Genomic DNA, 18,767 nt, shown 5'->3' on the forward strand with positions numbered 1-18,767 from the left:
GGCACCCCTGCCGATAGTCTTGAGCCTATGTGTGGAATCGTGGGTTATGTGGGCCGTTCTGGTAACGGCGGAAGTCACAGTGCGTTGGATGTTGTCCTTGAGGGGCTGCGCCGCCTGGAGTACCGGGGCTACGACTCCGCCGGGGTGGCTGTGGTGTCCAAGGGCGTGATCGAGTCCCGGAAGAAGTCCGGGAAGCTGAGCAACCTGATCGCGGAGCTGGAGGCGCGTCCGCTGCCGGAGACGATGACCGGGATCGGCCACACCCGCTGGGCCACGCACGGCGGGCCGACGGACCGGAACGCGCACCCGCACCTGGCTGATGAGGGCAGGCTTGCCGTGATCCACAACGGCATCATCGAAAACTTTGCCGAGCTCAAGCAGGAGCTGCTGGACAAGGGCGTCGCGTTCCTGTCCGAGACGGACACCGAGGTGGCTGCGGCGCTGCTGGGCGACATTTTCCGGAACAAGCTCGGCGGGGACGCGTCCGACGGCGGCCTGACCCGGGCCATGGAGCTCGCCTGCCAGCGCCTTGAGGGTGCGTTCACGCTCCTCGCGGTCCACGCTGACCAGCCCGACGTCGTGGTGGCCGCCCGCCGCAACTCGCCCCTGGTGGTGGGTCTGGGTGAGGGGGAGAACTTCCTCGGCTCGGACGTGTCCGGGTTCATCGACTACACCCGCCGGGCGGTGGAGCTGGGCCAGGACCAGATCGTCACCATCACCGCGGACACGGTGGAGATCACCGACTTTTACGGCAACCCGGCCGCGGGCAAGGAATACCACGTGGACTGGGACCCGGCCTCGGCCGAAAAGGGCGGGTTCAGCTCGTTCATGGAGAAGGAAATCCATGACCAGCCGGACGCCGTGGCGCAGACCCTGCTGGGCCGCTCGGACATCAACCACAAGCTGACCCTGGATGAGCTCCGGATCGATCCGGCGCTTTTGAAGCAGGTCAACAAGATCATCGTGTTGGCCTGCGGCACCGCGGCGTACGCGGGGATGGTGGCGAAGTACGCGATCGAGAACTGGTGCCGGATCCCCACCGAGGTGGAGCTCGCGCACGAGTTCCGCTACCGGGACCCGATCCTGGACGCGAACACCTTGGTGGTGTCCATCAGCCAGTCCGGGGAAACCATGGACACCCTGATGGCCGTCCGCTACGCCCGGGAACAGGGCGCCAAGACCATCTCGGTCTGCAACACCAACGGTTCCACCATCCCGCGCGAGTCCGACGCCGTGCTCTACACCCACGCCGGCCCGGAAATCGCGGTGGCCTCCACCAAGGCGTTCCTGGCCCAGATCACCGCCGCGTACCTGCTGGGCCTGTACCTGGCGCAGCTGCGCGGGAACATCTTCTCCGGCCAGATCAAGGACGTCCTCGCGGACCTGAACAAGATCCCGGCGAAGATCCAGAAGATCCTGGACAACGCCGGCCCGCTGCGCGAGCTGGCCCGGAGCATGGCCAACGAGAAGTCGGTGCTGTTCCTGGGCCGCCACGTGGGCTACCCGGTGGCCCTGGAGGGTGCGCTGAAGCTGAAGGAAATCGCGTACATCCACGCCGAGGGCTTCGCCGCCGGTGAGCTCAAGCACGGCCCGATCGCCCTGATCGATGAAGGCCAGCCGGTGTTCGTGGTGGTCCCGTCCCCGCGCGGCCGTGATTCCCTGCACGCCAAGGTGGTCTCCAACATCCAGGAAGTCCGCGCCCGCGGCGCCCGCACCCTGGTCATCGCCGAGGAAGGCGACGAAGCGGTCAAGGCCTACGCCGAGCACGTTTTCTACGTCCCGGAAACCCCGACGCTGCTGATGCCGCTGCTGACCACCGTCCCGCTGCAGATCTTCGCCGCGGAACTGGCCCAGGCAAAGGGCTACGACGTGGACCAGCCCCGCAACCTCGCCAAGAGCGTCACCGTCGAGTAACTGGACCTGATTTAGAGCTGAAGCCCCGGGCACAGAGCCCGGGGCTTCAGCTTTTAAGCGTGTGCTCCGGCCCGGCATGGGCGGCAGCCCGGGGGCGTCACCGTAGAATAAGCCGCATGATTGTTGGCATTGGCGTAGACGTTGTAGACATCGAGCGGTTCGGCCGCCAGCTTGAGCGCACCCCCGGCCTCCGGGACCGGCTGTTCGTTCCGGCTGAGCGGGAACTGAACACCCGGTCCCTCGCCGCGCGGTTTGCCGCGAAGGAGGCTGTGGCCAAGGTCCTGGGCGCGCCGGCCGGCATGAACTGGCAGGACTGCTGGATCGGCCTGGACCACAACGGGCCCACCGTCCAGGTGAAGGGCACCGTGCTGGCCGTGGCAGAGGCCAAGGGCGTCAAGCGCTGGCACCTCTCCATGAGCCACGACGGCGGCATCGCCACTGCGACGGTCCTGGCCGAAGGCTGAGCGGCTCCGGCCGTCACGGGACTGACACGTTGATCAGCGCCTATACCGGCACCCAGGTCCGGCAGGCCGAGGAACCGCTCCTCGCCTCCGGCCTGGGGGACGCCCTCATGCAGCGCGCCGCCCACGGCCTGGCCAACGCGGTCTTCGCCGAGCTCAAAACCCGCGGCCGCCGCGTTTACGGTGCCAGCGTCGCAGTGCTGGCCGGCAAGGGCAACAACGGCGGGGACGGGCTGTACGCGGCCTCGTTCCTTGCGGCCCGGGGCGTGCGCACGACGGCGGTCCTCACCGGGGATTCCGCCCACGCACTGGCGTTGGCTGCCTTTGAGCGCGCCGGCGGCCGGGTCCGCCGCCTCTCCGAAGCGGCACCCGGGAAACTTGCGGCAGAAACGGCCTGCGCCGACGTCGTGATTGATGCCGTGCTGGGCACAGGTGCGCAAGGCGGGCTGCGGGGAAGTGCTGCCGGCCTCGTGGCCGCCCTCGCCGAGCTCAGGGCTGACGGCGCCGGAAACACCTTTGTTGTGGCCTGCGACCTTCCCAGCGGCGTGGACGCCGACACCGGGGAAGTGTCCCGGCCTGTGCTGCCGGCTGACCTGACCGTCACGTTCGGCGGCGCCAAGGCGGGCCTGCTGGCCGACCCGGGCGCCGACTATGCCGGCAGGGTGGAGGTAGTGCCGATCGGCATCGAGGAACACCTGCCCGAACCGTTGCTGCGCCGGCTCGAAGAAGTGGACATGGCCAGGATCCTCCCGCGCCCTGCCCGCCGGGCCCACAAGTATTCGCGCGGGGTGCTGGGAGTGGTGGCGGGGTCCGCTGATTATCCGGGCGCCGCCGTCCTGGCCTGCCGGGGTGCGCTCGCCGCCGGGGTGGGGATGGTCCGTTACCTCGGTCCGCCCGAAGTCGCTGACCTGGTGCGGCAGTCCTGCCCCGAAGTGGTCTGCAGTACCGGCACGGTTGCGGAGAACCGCGTCCAGGCCTGGCTGGTGGGCTCGGGCATGGGTCCCGGGGACCATGACCAGCTCCAGCGCGCCCGTGATGCCGTGGACTCCGGGCTCCCTGTCGTGGCAGATGCCGGGGCCCTGCCCGCCCTTCCCGATGTTCTGGCCCCGCAGGTTGTCCTCACCCCGCATGCCGGCGAGCTCGCCGCGCTCCTGCGGCGCCTTGGCCGGGGGGAGGACAGGGAAGCCGTGGAAGCCGGAACCCTGGCCGCCGTCCGCCAGGCTTCGCAGCTGACCGGGGCCACAGTGCTGCTCAAGGGCGCAACCACCCTGGTGGCCGCACCCTCCGGCAGCGTGTACAGCCAGGCTGACGGCACACCCTGGCTCGCCACCGCCGGCAGCGGCGACGTCCTGGCCGGCGTCATCGGCGCGCTGCTCGCCCAGGCAGGTTCCGACGTCGGACGCTTCCGGACGGAGGGCGCTGACGGGGACGCGCGCTGGGCCGCTATTGCCGCGCTGGGAGCCGCCCTGCACGGGAAAGCCGGCACGTCGGCGTCGGACGCGTGCTCCGGTGGTCCGATCGCTGCTGGCGGAATTGCCGACGCCTTACCCGAAGTGTGGGGTAAAGTCAGCAAGCTTAGTAACTCTGGGGCCGGGAAATGTAATAGTCACAGCCAGCCGTTACGGTAGGCATTAGTTCGCACCGGCAGTAGGGGCGCTCCTGCTCCTCTGCTGCCGAATCACAAAGAGGAGCATTATGGAAGTCTGGCCTGGATCGGCTTATCCCCTGGGTGCCACGTTCAACGGAACCGGCACCAACTTTGCCCTGTTCAGCGAACGAGCAGAAAAAGTCGAACTTTGCCTCTTCGATGAGGACGGCAAGGAAACCCGCATCACCCTGGACGAGGTGGACGGATACGTCTGGCACTGCTATATCCCGCAGGTCCAGCCGGGTCAGAAGTACGGCTACCGCGTCCACGGACCCTACGACCCCGCGTCGGGCAACCGCTTCAACCCCAACAAGCTCCTGTTGGACCCCTATGCCAAGGCCGTGCACGGCCAGGTGGACTGGGATCCGTCCCTGTTCACCTACAACCTGGGCGAGCCGGACTCCATCAACAACGAGGACTCCGCCAGCCACATGATGATGGGCGTGGTCATCAACCCCTTCTTCGACTGGGACGGCGACCAGAACCTCCGGATTCCCTACCACCAGTCCGTTATCTACGAAGCCCACGTCAAGGGCCTCACCCAGCTCCACCCGGAAATCCCCGAGGAACAGCGCGGAACCTACGCCGGTGTGGCGCACCCCGCCGTCATCTCCCACCTGCAGAAGCTCGGCGTCACCGCCATCGAGCTGATGCCCGTGCACCAGTTCGTCAATGAAGGCACCCTGCAGGACAAGGGCCTGAACAACTACTGGGGCTACAACACCATCGGCTTCTTTGCGCCGCAGAACACCTACAGCTCCACCGGCGACACCGGCCAGCAGGTCCAGGACTTCAAAGCCATGGTGCGGTCCCTTCACAAGGCCGGCATCGAGGTCATCCTGGACGTCGTCTACAACCACACCGCGGAAGGCAACCACCTGGGCCCCACGCTGTCCTTCAAGGGCATCGACAACGCCGCCTACTACCGTTTGATGGAGGGCGACGAAAAGCACTACATGGACTACACCGGCACCGGCAACTCCCTCAACGTCCGCCAGCCGCACTCCCTGCAGCTGCTGATGGACTCACTGCGCTACTGGGTCAGCGAGATGCACGTGGACGGCTTCCGCTTCGACCTCGCCTCCACCCTGGCCCGCGAGTTCTACGACGTTGACAAGCTGTCCACCTTCTTCGAACTCATCCAGCAGGACCCGGTCGTCTCCCAGGTGAAGCTCATCGCCGAGCCCTGGGACGTTGGTCCCGGCGGCTACCAGGTGGGCAACTTCCCGCCGCAGTGGACTGAATGGAACGGCAAATACCGTGACACCGTGCGGGACTTCTGGCGCGGCGAGCCCGCCACGCTCGGCGAATTCGCCTCCCGCATCACCGGTTCCGCGGACCTGTACGAGCACTCCGGCCGCCGGCCGGTGGCCTCCATCAACTTCGTCACCGCGCATGACGGCTTCACCCTCGCGGACCTGGTGTCCTACAACGAGAAGCACAACGAGGCCAACGGCGAAGGCAACAACGACGGCGAATCCCACAACCGGTCCTGGAACTGTGGCGTCGAAGGTCCCACCGATGACCCCGAAGTCCTTGGCCTGCGCGCCCGGCAGCAACGGAACTTCATTGCCTCGCTGCTGCTGTCCCAGGGCGTCCCCATGCTCCTGCACGGTGACGAAATGGGGCGCACCCAGCAGGGCAACAACAACGGCTACTGCCAGGACTCCGAGCTGACCTGGGTCAACTGGGACACCGTCGACCAGCCACTGATCGAGTTCACGGCAGCGGTCAACGCGCTGCGGGCCAAGCACCCCACCTTCCGCCGCAGCCGGTTCTTCGACGGACGGCCCGTGCTGCGGGGCGAGGGAGAACGGCTGCCGGACATCGTTTGGCTGGATCCGTCGGGCGAGACCATGAAGCCGGAAGCGTGGGACAGCGGATTCGGGCGGTCCGTGGGCGTCTTCCTGAACGGCCATGGCATCCAGGGCAAGGACAGCCGCGGCCGGAGGATCACCGACGTGAACTTCCTGCTGTACTTCAATGCCCACGATGACACCGTCAAGTTCACCCTGCCTGCGGACGAATACGCACCGGCCTGGGACGTCATCATCGACACTGCCGGGCAGAACGCGGACACCCAGCCGGTCAACGCCGGGGAGCCGCTGCCCGTGGAAGCAAAGTCCCTGGTGGTCCTGCGCGCGCACCAAGTCGAGGAAGTTGAGCCTGACCACTCCGTGGCCGCATCCCTGGCGGCCCTGACGCAGACCTCCACCAGCGAAACCGAGTCGCTCACCACGCCCATGGTGGCCGAACCCGGGAAGACTACCAAGGTCGGCTCGCGGAAGTCTTCCAAAAAATGAGGGTGCCCGCATCCACCTACCGCCTGCAGATCCGAAGCAGCTTCACACTGTTTGATGCTGCCGAAAAGGTGCCGTACCTGAAGTCGCTCGGGGTGGACTGGGTGTATCTTTCACCCATCCTGACGGCAGAGCAGGGCTCGGACCACGGCTATGACGTGACCGATCCCTCCGCCGTGGACCCGGCGCGGGGCGGCCCCGAGGGGCTGGCGGCGCTGTCCAAGGCCGCGCGCGAACACGGCATGGGCGTTTTGGTGGACATTGTGCCCAACCATGTGGGCGTGGCGACGCCGGCCCAGAACCCGTGGTGGTGGTCTTTGCTGAAGGAAGGGCAGGGCTCACCGTACGCCGAAGCGTTCGATGTCGAGTGGGAGCTTGCCGGCGGGAAGATCCGGCTGCCCATGCTGGGCTCTGACGGGGACCTGGACAAGCTGGAGATCAAGGACGGAGAACTTCGGTACTACGACCACCGCTTCCCGCTCGCCGAGGGCACGTACTCCGACGGCGATTCACCGCAGGAGGTGCACAGCCGCCAGCACTACGAGCTGATGGACTGGCGCCGCGCGGACGCGGAGCTCAACTACCGGCGCTTCTTCGCGGTTACCACGCTCGCGGGGATCCGGGTGGAAACTCCGCGCGTGTTCGAGGAAGCCCATGCCGAGGTGGGCCGGTGGTTCCGCGAGGGCCTGGTGGACGGCCTGCGGGTGGACCACCCTGACGGGCTGGCAGATCCGGTGGGGTACCTGCGCTGGCTGAAGGACCTCAGCGGCGGCGCCTATGTGCTGGTGGAGAAAATCCTCGAACCGGGCGAGGACCTGCCCAGCGAGTTCGCGTGTGAAGGAACCACCGGGTACGACGCCCTGGCGGACGTGGACCGGGTGTTCGTGGACCCGGCCGGAGAACAGGCGCTGGACGCCCTGGACGCGAAGCTCCGGCACTCTGATATTCCCGCGGATTATGCCGGGATGATCCGGGGCACCAAGCGGATGATCGCGGACGGCATCCTGCGCTCCGAGGTGCTGCGGCTGGCCCGGCTGGTTCCCGAGTCCCACGGGCTTACGGTGGAACAGGCAGCCGACGCCATCGCCGAGATCATTGCCGCGTTCCCGGTGTACCGGACCTACCTGCCCACCGGCGCTGAGATCCTCAAAGAGGCGTGCGAGTCCGCCGCTGCCTCGCGGCCCGAGCTGGAGGTTGCCGTGGGAACGCTGCTGCCGCTGCTCCTTGATCCGGCGAACCCCATCGCGGTCCGGTTCCAGCAGACCTCCGGCATGGTGATGGCCAAGGGCGTGGAGGACACCGCGTTCTACCGCTACACCCGTCTGGGCACGCTGACGGAGGTAGGGGCCGAACCGACCGAATTCTCCGTGCCGGTTGAGGAGTTCCACCACAGGATGCTTCGCCGCCAGCAGGAGCTGCCGCTGTCCATGACCACCATGTCCACCCATGACACCAAGCGCAGCGAGGACGCCAGGGCACGGATCTCGGTCATCGCTGAACTTCCCCGGGAGTGGGCGGACACCCTGGACACGCTGCGCGGACTTGCCCCGATCCCGGACGGCCCGTACGAGAACCTGCTCTGGCAGGCGGTCGTCGGAGCGTGGCCCGCCAGCCGGGAACGGCTCCAGGGCTACGCGGAAAAGGCCGCCCGGGAAGCCGGCAACTCCACCACCTGGACGGACCCGGACGGGGACTTCGAGTCCTCAGTCAAGGCAGCCGTGGACGCAATGTTCGACGACGCCCGGGTCGCCAGGGTGGTGGAGGATTTCGTGGCACGGATCGACTCCTACGCCGCGTCCAACTCCGTGTCCGCCAAGCTGGTCCAACTGACCATGCCGGGCGTTCCGGACGTGTACCAGGGCAGCGAGTTCTGGGAACGGTCCCTGACCGACCCCGACAACCGGCGGCCCGTGGACTTCGCCGGCCGGCAGGAGGAGCTGGCAAAGCTCGACGCCGGCACCTTGCCTGAGGCGGGCACCGAAACCAGCAAGCTCCTGGCCACCTCCCGGGCACTCCGGCTCCGCCGCGATCGGCCCGAACTGTTCCAGGGCTACCACCCTGTGACGGCCACAGGTTCCGCGGCAGCGCACCTGCTCGCCTTCCACCGCGGGAGTGACGGTGCCGCGGGCGCCCTGACGCTGGCCACCCGGCTGCCCGCCGGACTGGCGGCCAACGGCGGCTGGCAGGACACCGCCGTCGAACTTTCCGTAGCCATGCGGGACGCCCTGACCGGCGCCGGCTACGGGCCGGGCGCCGTTTCGGTGGCAGACGTGCTGGGTACCTACCCCGTGGCTTTGCTGGTACCAGTGGATGGAGAACAGGCATGACCCTCGTGAATGTTGGGCCGGAGCGTTTCGATGTCTGGGCCCCGGAGGCCAGGTCGGTAACCCTGCTCGCGGACGGCCGGCAGTACCCCATGGTGAAGAAGGAGACGGCGCCCGGCTCGGACGGCTGGTGGGCCGCTCCGGACGCACCGGGCGAGGGCGAGGTGGACTACGGGTACCTGCTGGACGGGGACGGCCACCCGCTGCCGGATCCGCGGTCGCGGCGGCTGCCTGCCGGAGTGCATGAGCTCTCCAGGACCTTCGACCCCGCCGCCCATGCCTGGCAGGACGGCGGCTGGAAGGGCAAGGAACTGCAGGGCTCGGTCATCTACGAACTCCACGTGGGGACCTTCACGCCCGAGGGAACCCTGGAGGCCGCCGCCGCAAAGCTAGGCTATCTGGCGGACCTCGGCGTCGACTTCGTCGAACTGCTGCCGGTCAACGGCTTCAACGGAACCCACAACTGGGGCTACGACGGCGTCCAGTGGTACGCGGTCCACGAAGGCTACGGCGGCCCGGCGGCCTACCAGCGGTTCGTGGACGCGGCCCATGCTGCCGGCATTGGCGTCATCCAGGACGTTGTCTACAACCACCTCGGCCCCAGCGGGAACTACCTGTCCAGGTTCGGGCCCTACCTGAAGCAGGGCGACGCCAACACGTGGGGCGACTCGGTGAACCTGGACGGCCCCGGCTCCGACGTGGTGCGCGAGTACATCCTGGACAACCTGGCGCTGTGGCTCCGCGACTACCACGTGGACGGGCTCCGGCTGGATGCGGTGCACGCGCTGCGCGATGAGCGGGCCGTGCACATCCTGGAAGAGTTCGGCGCCTTGGGCGACGCCGTCTCGGCCGAAACGGGGCTGCCGAAGACCCTGATTGCGGAATCGGACCTGAACAACCCCCGCCTGCTGTATCCCCGGGACGCCAACGGGTACGGGCTGGCCGGGCAGTGGAGCGACGACTTCCACCACGCGGTGCACGTGAGCGTCAGCGGCGAGACCACCGGGTACTACGAGGACTTCCAGTCGCTGGGGGTCCTGGCGAAGGTACTCAAGGACGGCTTCCTGCACGACGGCAGCTACTCCAGTTTCCGCGGCCGGCACCACGGCCGGCCCATCAATGCTTCGCTGGTGCACCCGGCGGCATTGGTGGTGTGCAGCCAGAACCACGACCAGATCGGCAACCGCGCCACGGGGGACAGGCTCTCGCAGTCGCTGTCCCACGGGCAGTTGGCCATGGCCGCCGTACTCACGCTGACCTCGCCGTTCACGCCCATGCTGTTCATGGGCGAGGAGTTCGCCGCGAGCACCCCCTGGCAGTTCTTCACCTCCCACCCTGAGCCTGAACTCGGCAAGGCCACTGCGGAAGGCCGGATCAAGGAGTTCGAGCGCATGGGGTGGGATCCCGCCGTCGTGCCCGATCCCCAGGACCCGGAGACCTTCCGCCGGTCCAAGCTGAACTGGGACGAGGCCGCCAGGGGTGACCACGCGCGGCTCCTTGAGCTTTACCGCTCCCTGACGGCATTGCGCCGGGAGCACGCGGAACTTGCCGGCCTTGGCTTCACCGAGACGGACGTGACGTTCGACGACGACGCGGGCTGGCTGCGATTCCGGCGGGGGAGCATTGAGGTGCTGCTGAACCTGTCGGACGCCAAGGTCCGGCTGGAAAACGTGCCCGGTGCCGTCCTGCTGGCAACGGACGAGGGGACCGGCCTTGACGGCGAAGCCCTCGCCCTGGCGCCTTGGAGCGCGGCCATTGTGAAGTCCTGATCCCTGGTCAGGCAACGTTTGCGCCGCGGGCTGGAGTTGTCAGCCCGCGGCGTAACTTTTGCGCTCCGGACTGTAGCGCCCGTCACAACTGGCAGGATGGAACGTATGACTTATTCAGCCGCGGAAAACCGCTATGAATCCATGCCTTACCGCCGCGTCGGCCGGAGCGGCCTGAAACTCCCGGCCATCTCGCTGGGCCTCTGGCACAACTTCGGTGACGACAAGCGCTTTGACGAACAGCGCGCCATCCTCCGCCGCGCCTTCGATCTGGGCGTGAACCACTTCGACCTCGCCAACAACTACGGCCCGCCGGACGGCTCCGCCGAAACCAACTTCGGCCGCCACCTGCAGGATGACTTCAAGCCCTACCGGGACGAGCTGGTCATCTCCACCAAGGCCGGCTACTACATGTGGCCTGGCCCGTACGGGGAGTGGGGCTCCCGCAAGTACCTCATCTCCAGCCTGGACCAGTCGCTGCAGCGGATGGGCCTGGACTACGTGGACATCTTCTACAGCCACCGACCCGACCCCGAGACGCCCATGGAGGAGACCATGGGCGCCCTGGACTACGCCGTCCGCTCCGGCAAGGCGCTGTACGCCGGCATCTCGTCCTACACACCCGAGCAGACCCTTGAAGCCGCCCGCATCCTGAAAGAGCTCGGCACCCCGCTGCTCATCCACCAGCCCAGCTACTCCATGCTCAACCGCTGGACCGAGAACGGAACGCCGAACCTGTACGAGGCGCTCGACCAGGTGGGTGCAGGCTCCATCGCCTTCTCCCCGCTGGCCCAAGGCATGCTCACCGACCGCTACCTGAACGGCATCCCCGCCGATTCCCGGGCAGCCAAGGCACGTTTCCTCTCCGAGGACGCCATCACGGAGGAGAAGCTGGACCGGATCCGGGGCCTGCACAGGATCGCCGAGGGCCGCGGGCAGTCGCTGGCCCAGATGGCCGTTGCCTGGATCCTGCGGGACCAGCCGAAGGGCTCACCGGTCACCTCCGCCCTCATCGGCGCCTCCAGCGTCCGCCAGCTGGAGGACACCCTGTCCGCCATCAACAACCTCGAGTTCACCGCGGACGAGCTGAACGCCATCGACGAGTTCGCCGTTGAATCGGACATCAACCTCTGGAAGCAGCCTGCCTGATTCCGTTACCGTGATTCCACAGAGTGGGACGGGGGAACAAGCCCCGGTCCCACTCAGTTGGATACTATGAAAACGCGCCGCTTGGCGCAGAGCCTGCCGCGCCGCCGTCGTCCATTCTTCGACGCGATCGCGGCGGGCTGACGTTTGTCCTCAAAGGAGTTCCGTGTCTTCACATCCGATTCGTGTTGCAATCGTCGGCGTAGGTAACTGCGCCGCTTCGCTGGTCCAGGGCGTCCACTACTACAAGGACGCCGACCCCAAGGCCACGGTTCCGGGCCTGATGCACGTTGAGTTCGGCCCGTACCACGTGGGTGACGTTGAGTTCGTCGCCGCGTTCGACGTCGACGGCAAGAAGGTCGGCGTTGACCTTGCCGACGCCATTCTGGCCAGCGAAAACAACACCATCAAGATCGCTGACGTGCCGCCCACCGGCGTCACCGTCCAGCGCGGCCACACCCTCGACGGCCTGGGCAAGTACTACCTCGAGACCATTGAGCAGTCCACCGAAGAGCCCGTGGACGTCGTCCAGGCGCTCAAGGACGCCAAGGTCGACGTCATGGTCTGCTACCTGCCGGTGGGGTCGCAGGAAGCCGCCGAGTTCTACGCCCAGTGCGCCACCGACGCCGGCGTCGCCTTCGTGAACGCCCTGCCCGTGTTCATTGCCGGGACCAAGGAGTGGGCTGACAAGTTCACCGCCGCCGGCGTTCCGATCGTGGGCGACGACATCAAGAGCCAGATCGGTGCCACCATCACGCACCGCGTCATGGCGAAGCTCTTCGAAGACCGCGGCGTCACCCTGGACCGCACCTACCAGCTGAACGTCGGCGGCAACATGGACTTCAAGAACATGCTGGAGCGCGACCGCCTGGAGTCCAAGAAGATCTCCAAGACGCAGGCTGTGACGTCGAACGTCGAAGCCGAACTGGCTGCCAAGGACGTGCACATCGGCCCGTCCGACTACGTCCAGTGGCTTGACGACCGCAAGTGGGCGTTCGTCCGCCTTGAGGGCCGCAACTTCGGCGACGCGCCCGTGTCGCTCGAATACAAGCTGGAGGTCTGGGATTCCCCGAACTCCGCCGGCGTGATCATCGACGCCATCCGCGCCGCCAAGATCGGTCTGGACCGCGGCATCGGCGGACCCCTGCTTTCGGCATCGAGCTACTTCATGAAGTCCCCGCCGGAGCAGTTCAACGACGACCTCGCCCGCGAAAAGGTGGAAGCCTTCATCCGCGGAGACCTCGAGCGCTAAACCTCCAGTCCGGTTGCCCCTGAGACCCTCTCTCACTTGACGCGGGTTTCTGGACGATCCTCTCTCACTTAACGTGGGCTTTCACGCGGCGCTCTCTCACTTCGGTGGGGGAGCGCCGCGCCTTTAATCCTGGTATCGGCGGATGGCGTGGCTGGCCTGGGCGAGTGCCAGGAGTTTGAGCAGAAGCTGGCTGTGCATATGCATGCCGACGGCGGCAGTAAGTATGAGCCTGTCGGTGCTCTCCGGGGCGGTCGTCGCGGCAATGTCGATTCCGGCCACCTCGTCCATTGCCTTGCTGTACGCCTCCAGAACTGTCGCAGAGACAGGAATCTTGAGGCCCGCCATCAGCTCCAGGTGGGCCGTGAGTGCGTTCCGGGCGTCACTTGGGGAATCCGGCCAGCCGCGGAGACGTACGACGGCGGCAGTCGCCTCTGCCGCTTCGCCACCGATCGCCGTGGTGTAGTTACCGAGATCCAGCACCACCCGCTGGACCGCAGCTAGGAGATCGAGGCGGGGCACGCCGTCGTCGGCCATTTTCACGAGGCCGCGGATTTGCCCGATGTTGAGGCCCACGATCCGGCGGAGCGCCTGGATTAATTCGAGCCGCTCGAGATGACTGGCTGAATACTCGGCACGGGTTGCGTGAACGGCCTCGCCCGGCGGAAGCAGGCCTTCGCGCAGGTAGTACTTGATGCTTGCGGGTGTGACTCCTGACCGCTGGCTCAGTTCATGGAGCTGCATCCCGCCTCTTTCCCTGCCCGTCTGTTTGGATAGTGAATCCGGCCCCGGCTATCCTGATGTACACACTTGGATAGTGGCTCTATCCTAAGCCTATGGAGCCTTGGAATGTCCTACTTGCCAGCCACGTGGTTGCCGCCCTTTTTGTTCTGGCCATCGGGCCCCTGCAGATACTGCGCCCACGGCGAGACCGCATCCACCGCACCATGGGCTACTTATGGGTGGCTGCCATGTACTACGTCTGCTTCAGCAGTTTCTGGATTGTGTCCGACGGGCATTTCAGCTGGCTGCACGGGCTGTCGGCCTTCACCATCGTGACCGTTACTCTGGGCCTGGTCAGTGCCGTTCGCGGCAACATCGCATCGCACAGGGGAAACATGATCGGCAGCTATATCGGAATCGCGGTGGCGTTTATCTTTGCCGTCACAGTGCCCGGGCGGGCGATTCCGAAGTTGGTCAGCGAGGACCCCATTTCCGTGGCGTTCGTCTGCGGGCTTGTGGTGCTGACTACGGTGGCGATCTTCGTTTCGCTGAAGCGCGGAGACCGGATGGGCGGGCCGTCACGGACCGTTGTGACCCCACAAGCGTCGGCCGCACGGGTCCCTGACTCGTCGGAAGTGAGAGAGCGTCTGTGGAAAGCCCGCATCAAGTGAGAGAGGGTGCCTTAAAAGCGCACATTAAGTGAGAGAGGGTGCGGCTAGGCGAGGCCCACGGGGTTGCCGTCGCCGTCCACGTCCATCCGCATCGCGGCCGGGGCAGCGGGCAGCCCGGGCATGGTCATCACCGCTCCGGTCAGCGCCACAATGAACCCTGCACCGGTCTTGGGCAGGAGGTCCCTGACGTGGATGGTGAATCCCTTGGGGGCGCCCAGGCGTGAGGCGTCGTCCGTGAACGAATACTGGGTCTTGGCCATGCATACGGGGAGGCCGCCCCAGCCGTTCCGCTCGATATCGGCCAGCCGTTTCAGGGCCGGTACGGAGAAGTCCACCCCGTCCGCCCCGTAGATTTCCTGGGCGATGGTCCGGATCTTGTCCTCCACCGGCAGCCCCAGCGCGTACAGGTGCCGGAAATTGTTTGGCCCCGCCACCGTCTTCGCCACGAGCGCCGCAAGTTCATCCCCGCCGTCACCTCCGCCGCCGCGTCCCCACACATCGGCGACGGCGGCCGGCACTCCTTCCGCCGCGCACCACGCCAGCAGCCAGTCGAGTTCCTCGGCCGAGTCGGAGGCGAACCTGTTGATGGCCACCACGGGCGGAACCCCAAATTTCTCCACGTTCCGCACGTGCCGGTGCAGGTTGGCCATTCCCGCCTCGAGGGCGGCGAGGTTCGGTGCGGTGAGCTGGTCCTTGGCCACTCCGCCCTGCATCTTCAGGGCCCGCACCGTTGCCACCACCACCACCGCCGAGGGGGCCAGGCCACCGGTCCGTGCCTTGATGTCCATGAACTTCTCGGCACCAAGGTCGGCGCCGAAGCCCGCCTCCGTGACCACAATGTCCGCCAGCCGCCGGGCCGTCTGGGTGGCAATGAGCGAATTGCAGCCGTGGGCAATGTTGGCGAACGGGCCGCCGTGGACCAGGGCGGGGGTACCGGCGATGGTCTGCACGAGGTTGGGCTTGACGGCTTCCTTCAGCAGCAGCGTCAGCGCCCCCTGCACGCCGAGATCCGCCACGGTCACGGGCGACCGGTCAAAGGTGTAACCGAACGTGATCCGGCCCAGCCGGGACCGGAGGTCGGCCAGGTCCGTGGCCAGGCAGAAGACCGCCATGATCTCCGACGCCACGGTGATGTCGAAACCGTCCTGGCGCGGGACGCCCTGCGTGGGCCCGCCCAAACCTATGACCACCTCCCGCAGTGCGCGGTCGTTCATGTCCAGCACCCGCTTGAACGTCATGCGCCGGGGGTCGATGTTGAGCTGGTTGCCCTGGTAGATGTGGTTGTCCACCAGGGCCATCAGGGCATTGTTGGCGGCCGTGACGGCATGGAAATCCCCAGTGAAGTGGAGGTTGATTTCGTCCATCGGCAGCACCTGGGAGTAGCCGCCGCCGGTGGCTCCGCCCTTCATGCCCAGCACCGGGCCCAGGGAGGGCTCGCGCAGGGCGATCATTACCTTGTGGCCGGCCCGGGCAAGGGAATCGGCAAGCCCCACCGTGGTGGTGGACTTCCCCTCGCCGGCGGGGGTGGGGGACATCGCGGAGACCAGCACCACCTTCCCTGCCGGGGCCGGAGCCTGCAGCCGCGCGGGGTCGATCTTCGCTTTGTAGCGCCCGTACTGTTCCAGGGCGTCAGCGTTGATGCCGGCCGCCGCTGCGATTTCCTCGATGGGCCGGATCCGTGCCGTCCTGGCGATCTCCAGGTCACTTGGGGTGGAAGGCATCATTGTCCTTTGCTTGGCGGGTCCGGTGGGGTGTAGGGGTGGTCAGGAGGCCGGAAAGGCCTGCACCAGCCTGCTCCCCGAGTAACGGTCGACGGCGGCGTGGTAGCTTTCGAGCGTGATGGCGGCGGTGCGGGCCCATCCGGAGTTCTGGGCGCGGATGGCGGCTGCCCGCCCCATGTCCTCGCGGGTGGCGGGATCGTCATAAAGGGCCTCAAGCGCATCAGCCCAGTCGGCGGCGTGGTGACCGTCCACCAGCAGCCCGGTCCTGCCGTGGAAGATCGCCCGCGACAGCCCGCCCACCCGCGTGGCCACCACCGGCGTGCCGCAGGCCTGCGCTTCGAGCGCCACCAGCCCGAAGGACTCGCTGAAGGAAGGCATCACCACTACGTCCGCCGCCCTGAACCACGCCGCAAGTTCCGGCGCCGTGACCGGCGGAAGCTGCGTGACGACGTCGTCCATGTCCGCCTCGGAGACCAGGCGGCGGAGGTTGAATTCCTTGTTACCGCTCAGCGAGCCAAGGATGGTGACCTGGAGGTCGATGTCCGGGCGGCGCCGCCGGAGCAGCGCGGCGGCCTTGACCAGGACCTGGGGCCCCTTCAGCCGCTGGATGCGGCCGGCGAAAACAAGGTGGAACGTCCCGGGACGGATACCCCGTTCTGCCCGGGACCGTGCCCGGAAGGCAGGCGTGAAGGTGCTGAGGTCCACGCCGGGCGGGGCGATGTCGATCCGGTCGTACGTGGCGCCGTAATGCGAAACGAGTTCAGCGGCCTCGGCACTGGTATTGGCAATCAGCCGGGCCGCCCCGTCCACGATCCGGTGCTCGCCCAGCTCCCGCCGCCGCGGCTCCGGCTGCTCACCCGATTCCAGGAGCAGGTTCTTGACCTTGGCCATGGTGTGCATGGTGTGGACCAGCGGCACGCCCCAGAGTCCGGACAGCTCCAGCCCCGCGATTCCGGAGACCCAGTAGTGCGAATGGATCACGTCGTAGCGCCCGTGCGGCTGGCGGCGGCGGATCTGCTCGATCTCGGCAACCATGCTGTGCAGGAGGCCAGGAAGCTCTTCCTTGGGAATCTTCTTCAGGGGCCCGGCCAGGACGTTATGGACGCAGACGCCGGGATCCGGGTGCTCGACGGCGGGCTGGTTGGCCGAGGTGGACCGGGTGAAGATCTCCACCTCAACGCCTGCTTCGGCCAGCGCGGATGCGAGTTCGCGGATGTAGACGTTCATTCCGCCGGCGTCGCCGGAGCCCGGCTGCTCCATGGGGGAGGTATGGAGGGAGAGCAAAGCGACCCTGCGGATCAGTGCCATGGGACCTCCTTCCGGCCACCGGCGTGTCCTGGCAGCGCCGGTAGTGTGCGCATCCGATAAAACACTACTCCTCCCTTAACGCCCGCCACGGCGCCACAGGTCCCGGAGCTCGGGGAACTCCCGCTCATAACCCGCCAGCAGCTGCCCGGCCAGCTCCCGGGAATCCACCAGCGGATGGCGCGTGAACGCGTCCAGGGCCGCGTCCCGGTCACCGGCCGTGGCCGCCCGCACCGTCAGCCGCTCCACCTCCTTGACCCGCCGGAGGAGTGCCAGTTGCGGCTCCGGGGGAGCCTGCTGGGCCAGCGGCAGCGCGCCGTCGGCCGTCACCGTGCAGGGAACTTCGACGACGGCGTCCGCCGGCAGCCCGGGAATCGCCGGTTCAAGGGCGGCCGGGCCTGCGGTGGCCGGCTCAGGCGTGCTTGTCTCCGCTGGGCGGGAGAGGGAGTTGCGGGTGTTGAGGATCAGCTGTGTGCCGCCTCCTCCGGACAGGGCGTGCATTGCGGCAAGGGCCACCCGCTCGTAGCCGCCGCCCGCCAGGTCGGCCTCGTCCCGCTGCCCGCCCTCATGGCGGGCCTCGGCCAGGTAGCCCTCCTCGCGGGACCGGCGCGCCTCTTCCCACAGCCGGAAGGCGTCGGCGCCAGCCGCGGCCAGCCGTGGATAAAGCTCCTGCTGCTGGCTGTGGATGGTTTCTCCGCGGGTCCGGGCCATGGCGCGCATCGCCGTCCGCGCGGCGTCCTGCCGGTAGTAGTAATAGAGGTACTCGTTGGGCAGGGCGCCAAGCCCGGCCAGGAACGGCTGCGGGAACAGCCGGCCTTCCTCGAACGAGCCCAGCGCCCGCGGGTCCCGGAGCAGCTCCGGCAGCACATCCAGCCCGGCGGACTCCAGCCGGTACAGCCAGCCCAGGTGGTTGAGCCCGTAGTAGCCCACGCCGTCGAGCCGTCCTTCCGGAAGCGCCGCGCCGGCCGCCCGTGCGGCCCGCTGCACCAGGGCCCCTGCGGAGTCGCAGATGCCGATCACCTTCCGGCCCAGCTCAGGGAACAGCGCCTCCGTGACCATGCCCGCTGGATTGGTGAAGTTGATCAGCCAGGCATCCGGGCAATGCTCCCTCATCAGCCGGGCCAGTCGAAGCATGTGCGGGATGGTCCGCAGGGCGTAGGAAATCCCGCCCGCGCCCGTCGTTTCCTGCCCCAGCAGGCCAAGGTCCTGGGCCACCTTTTCGTCCGCCACCCGTCCTGCCGTCCCGCCGGGCCGGATCGCGGCGAACACCATCCCGGCACCGTCCAGCGCCTCGGGAAGGTCGGTGGTGGAATGGACGGGAAGGCGTGCACCGGGTCCTCCCGGCATGCTGCGAAGAACAGCGGTGACAGCCTCGAGGCGGGCGGGGTCGACGTCGTACAGCACAAGGTCGCTGACCATCCCCGCAAAGCGGCCGGAGGCCAGCGCCCGGTATATCAGCGGCACCCGGAAACCCCCGCCGCCGGCAATAAGAAGCCGCATAATCAGCAGTCTAGGCCCGCGCCCGGCAGGCCCCTACCG

Annotated in this window: 13 protein-coding genes; 9 read left to right on the top strand and 4 right to left on the bottom strand. The window is 67.2% G+C overall.

Annotated features, from left to right (window positions below; translation table 11 throughout):
- The first annotated feature begins 27 nt into the window (after window positions 1–27).
- The 8 genes from glmS (at window position 28) to PV768_RS10025 (ending at window position 12,811) form a co-directional block, all read left to right on the top strand.
- Complete coding sequence (glmS, locus tag PV768_RS09990; protein WP_421092945.1) at window positions 28–1,914, top strand: glutamine--fructose-6-phosphate transaminase (isomerizing); 1,887 nt, start codon at window positions 28–30, stop codon at window positions 1,912–1,914.
- Window positions 1,915–2,030: 116 nt separating this feature from the next.
- Window positions 2,031–2,378, top strand: coding sequence for a holo-ACP synthase (locus PV768_RS09995; RefSeq protein ID WP_157241634.1), 348 nt, complete (start codon window positions 2,031–2,033; stop codon window positions 2,376–2,378).
- A 29-nt stretch (window positions 2,379–2,407) separates the two neighbouring features.
- Entirely contained in the window at window positions 2,408–4,003 is a 1,596-nt protein-coding gene (locus PV768_RS10000; RefSeq protein ID WP_421092946.1) for an NAD(P)H-hydrate dehydratase, read from the top strand.
- A gap of 67 nt (window positions 4,004–4,070) precedes the next feature.
- Window positions 4,071–6,326, top strand: coding sequence for a glycogen debranching protein GlgX (glgX, locus tag PV768_RS10005; protein WP_157241636.1), 2,256 nt, complete (start codon window positions 4,071–4,073; stop codon window positions 6,324–6,326).
- Window positions 6,323–8,650: a malto-oligosyltrehalose synthase gene (treY, locus tag PV768_RS10010; protein WP_421092947.1), complete on the top strand. Its 2,328-nt coding sequence runs from the start codon at window positions 6,323–6,325 to the stop codon at window positions 8,648–8,650. The genes glgX and treY overlap by 4 nt, the downstream gene beginning before the upstream one ends.
- Window positions 8,647–10,416: a malto-oligosyltrehalose trehalohydrolase gene (treZ, locus tag PV768_RS10015; protein WP_421092948.1), complete on the top strand. Its 1,770-nt coding sequence runs from the start codon at window positions 8,647–8,649 to the stop codon at window positions 10,414–10,416. The genes treY and treZ overlap by 4 nt, the downstream gene beginning before the upstream one ends.
- Window positions 10,417–10,521: 105 nt before the next feature.
- Window positions 10,522–11,562 carry an L-glyceraldehyde 3-phosphate reductase gene (mgrA, locus tag PV768_RS10020; RefSeq protein WP_321214044.1) on the top strand — a complete coding sequence of 347 codons (1,041 nt, stop codon included), beginning with the start codon at window positions 10,522–10,524 and terminating at the stop codon, window positions 11,560–11,562.
- A gap of 163 nt (window positions 11,563–11,725) precedes the next feature.
- Entirely contained in the window at window positions 11,726–12,811 is a 1,086-nt protein-coding gene (locus tag PV768_RS10025) for an inositol-3-phosphate synthase (protein WP_421092949.1), read from the top strand.
- A gap of 123 nt (window positions 12,812–12,934) precedes the next feature.
- Here PV768_RS10025 and PV768_RS10030 read toward each other — a convergent pair whose 3' ends face one another.
- A complete protein-coding gene (locus PV768_RS10030; RefSeq protein ID WP_421092950.1) occupies window positions 12,935–13,552 on the bottom strand; it encodes a MerR family transcriptional regulator in 618 nt (205 codons plus the stop codon).
- 92 nt (window positions 13,553–13,644) lie between these two features.
- On the opposite strand from PV768_RS10030, the gene PV768_RS10035 reads away from it, so the two are divergent.
- Window positions 13,645–14,202 (top strand): DUF2306 domain-containing protein, encoded by a 558-nt coding sequence (locus tag PV768_RS10035; protein WP_421092951.1) that lies wholly within the window; start codon window positions 13,645–13,647, stop codon window positions 14,200–14,202.
- Between the two features lie 44 nt (window positions 14,203–14,246).
- Here the strand turns inward: PV768_RS10035 and PV768_RS10040 are convergent, their stop codons facing one another.
- The 3 genes from PV768_RS10040 to PV768_RS10050 all read right to left on the bottom strand — a co-directional run bounded on the left by PV768_RS10040 (window position 14,247) and on the right by PV768_RS10050 (window position 18,728).
- Complete coding sequence (locus tag PV768_RS10040) at window positions 14,247–15,923, bottom strand: formate--tetrahydrofolate ligase (RefSeq protein WP_157243037.1); 1,677 nt, start codon at window positions 15,921–15,923, stop codon at window positions 14,247–14,249.
- A gap of 42 nt (window positions 15,924–15,965) precedes the next feature.
- The gene (gene mshA / locus PV768_RS10045) at window positions 15,966–17,231 is read right to left on the bottom strand and encodes a D-inositol-3-phosphate glycosyltransferase (protein ID WP_157241642.1); all 1,266 of its coding nucleotides are present in this window, start codon (window positions 17,229–17,231) and stop codon (window positions 15,966–15,968) included.
- A 75-nt stretch (window positions 17,232–17,306) separates the two neighbouring features.
- Window positions 17,307–18,728, bottom strand: coding sequence for a 6-phospho-beta-glucosidase (locus tag PV768_RS10050; protein ID WP_421092952.1), 1,422 nt, complete (start codon window positions 18,726–18,728; stop codon window positions 17,307–17,309).
- Window positions 18,729–18,767: the final 39 nt, after the last annotated feature.

This window comes from Pseudarthrobacter sp. CC4 (assembly GCF_048957775.1).
Lineage (GTDB): Bacteria > Actinomycetota > Actinomycetes > Actinomycetales > Micrococcaceae > Arthrobacter.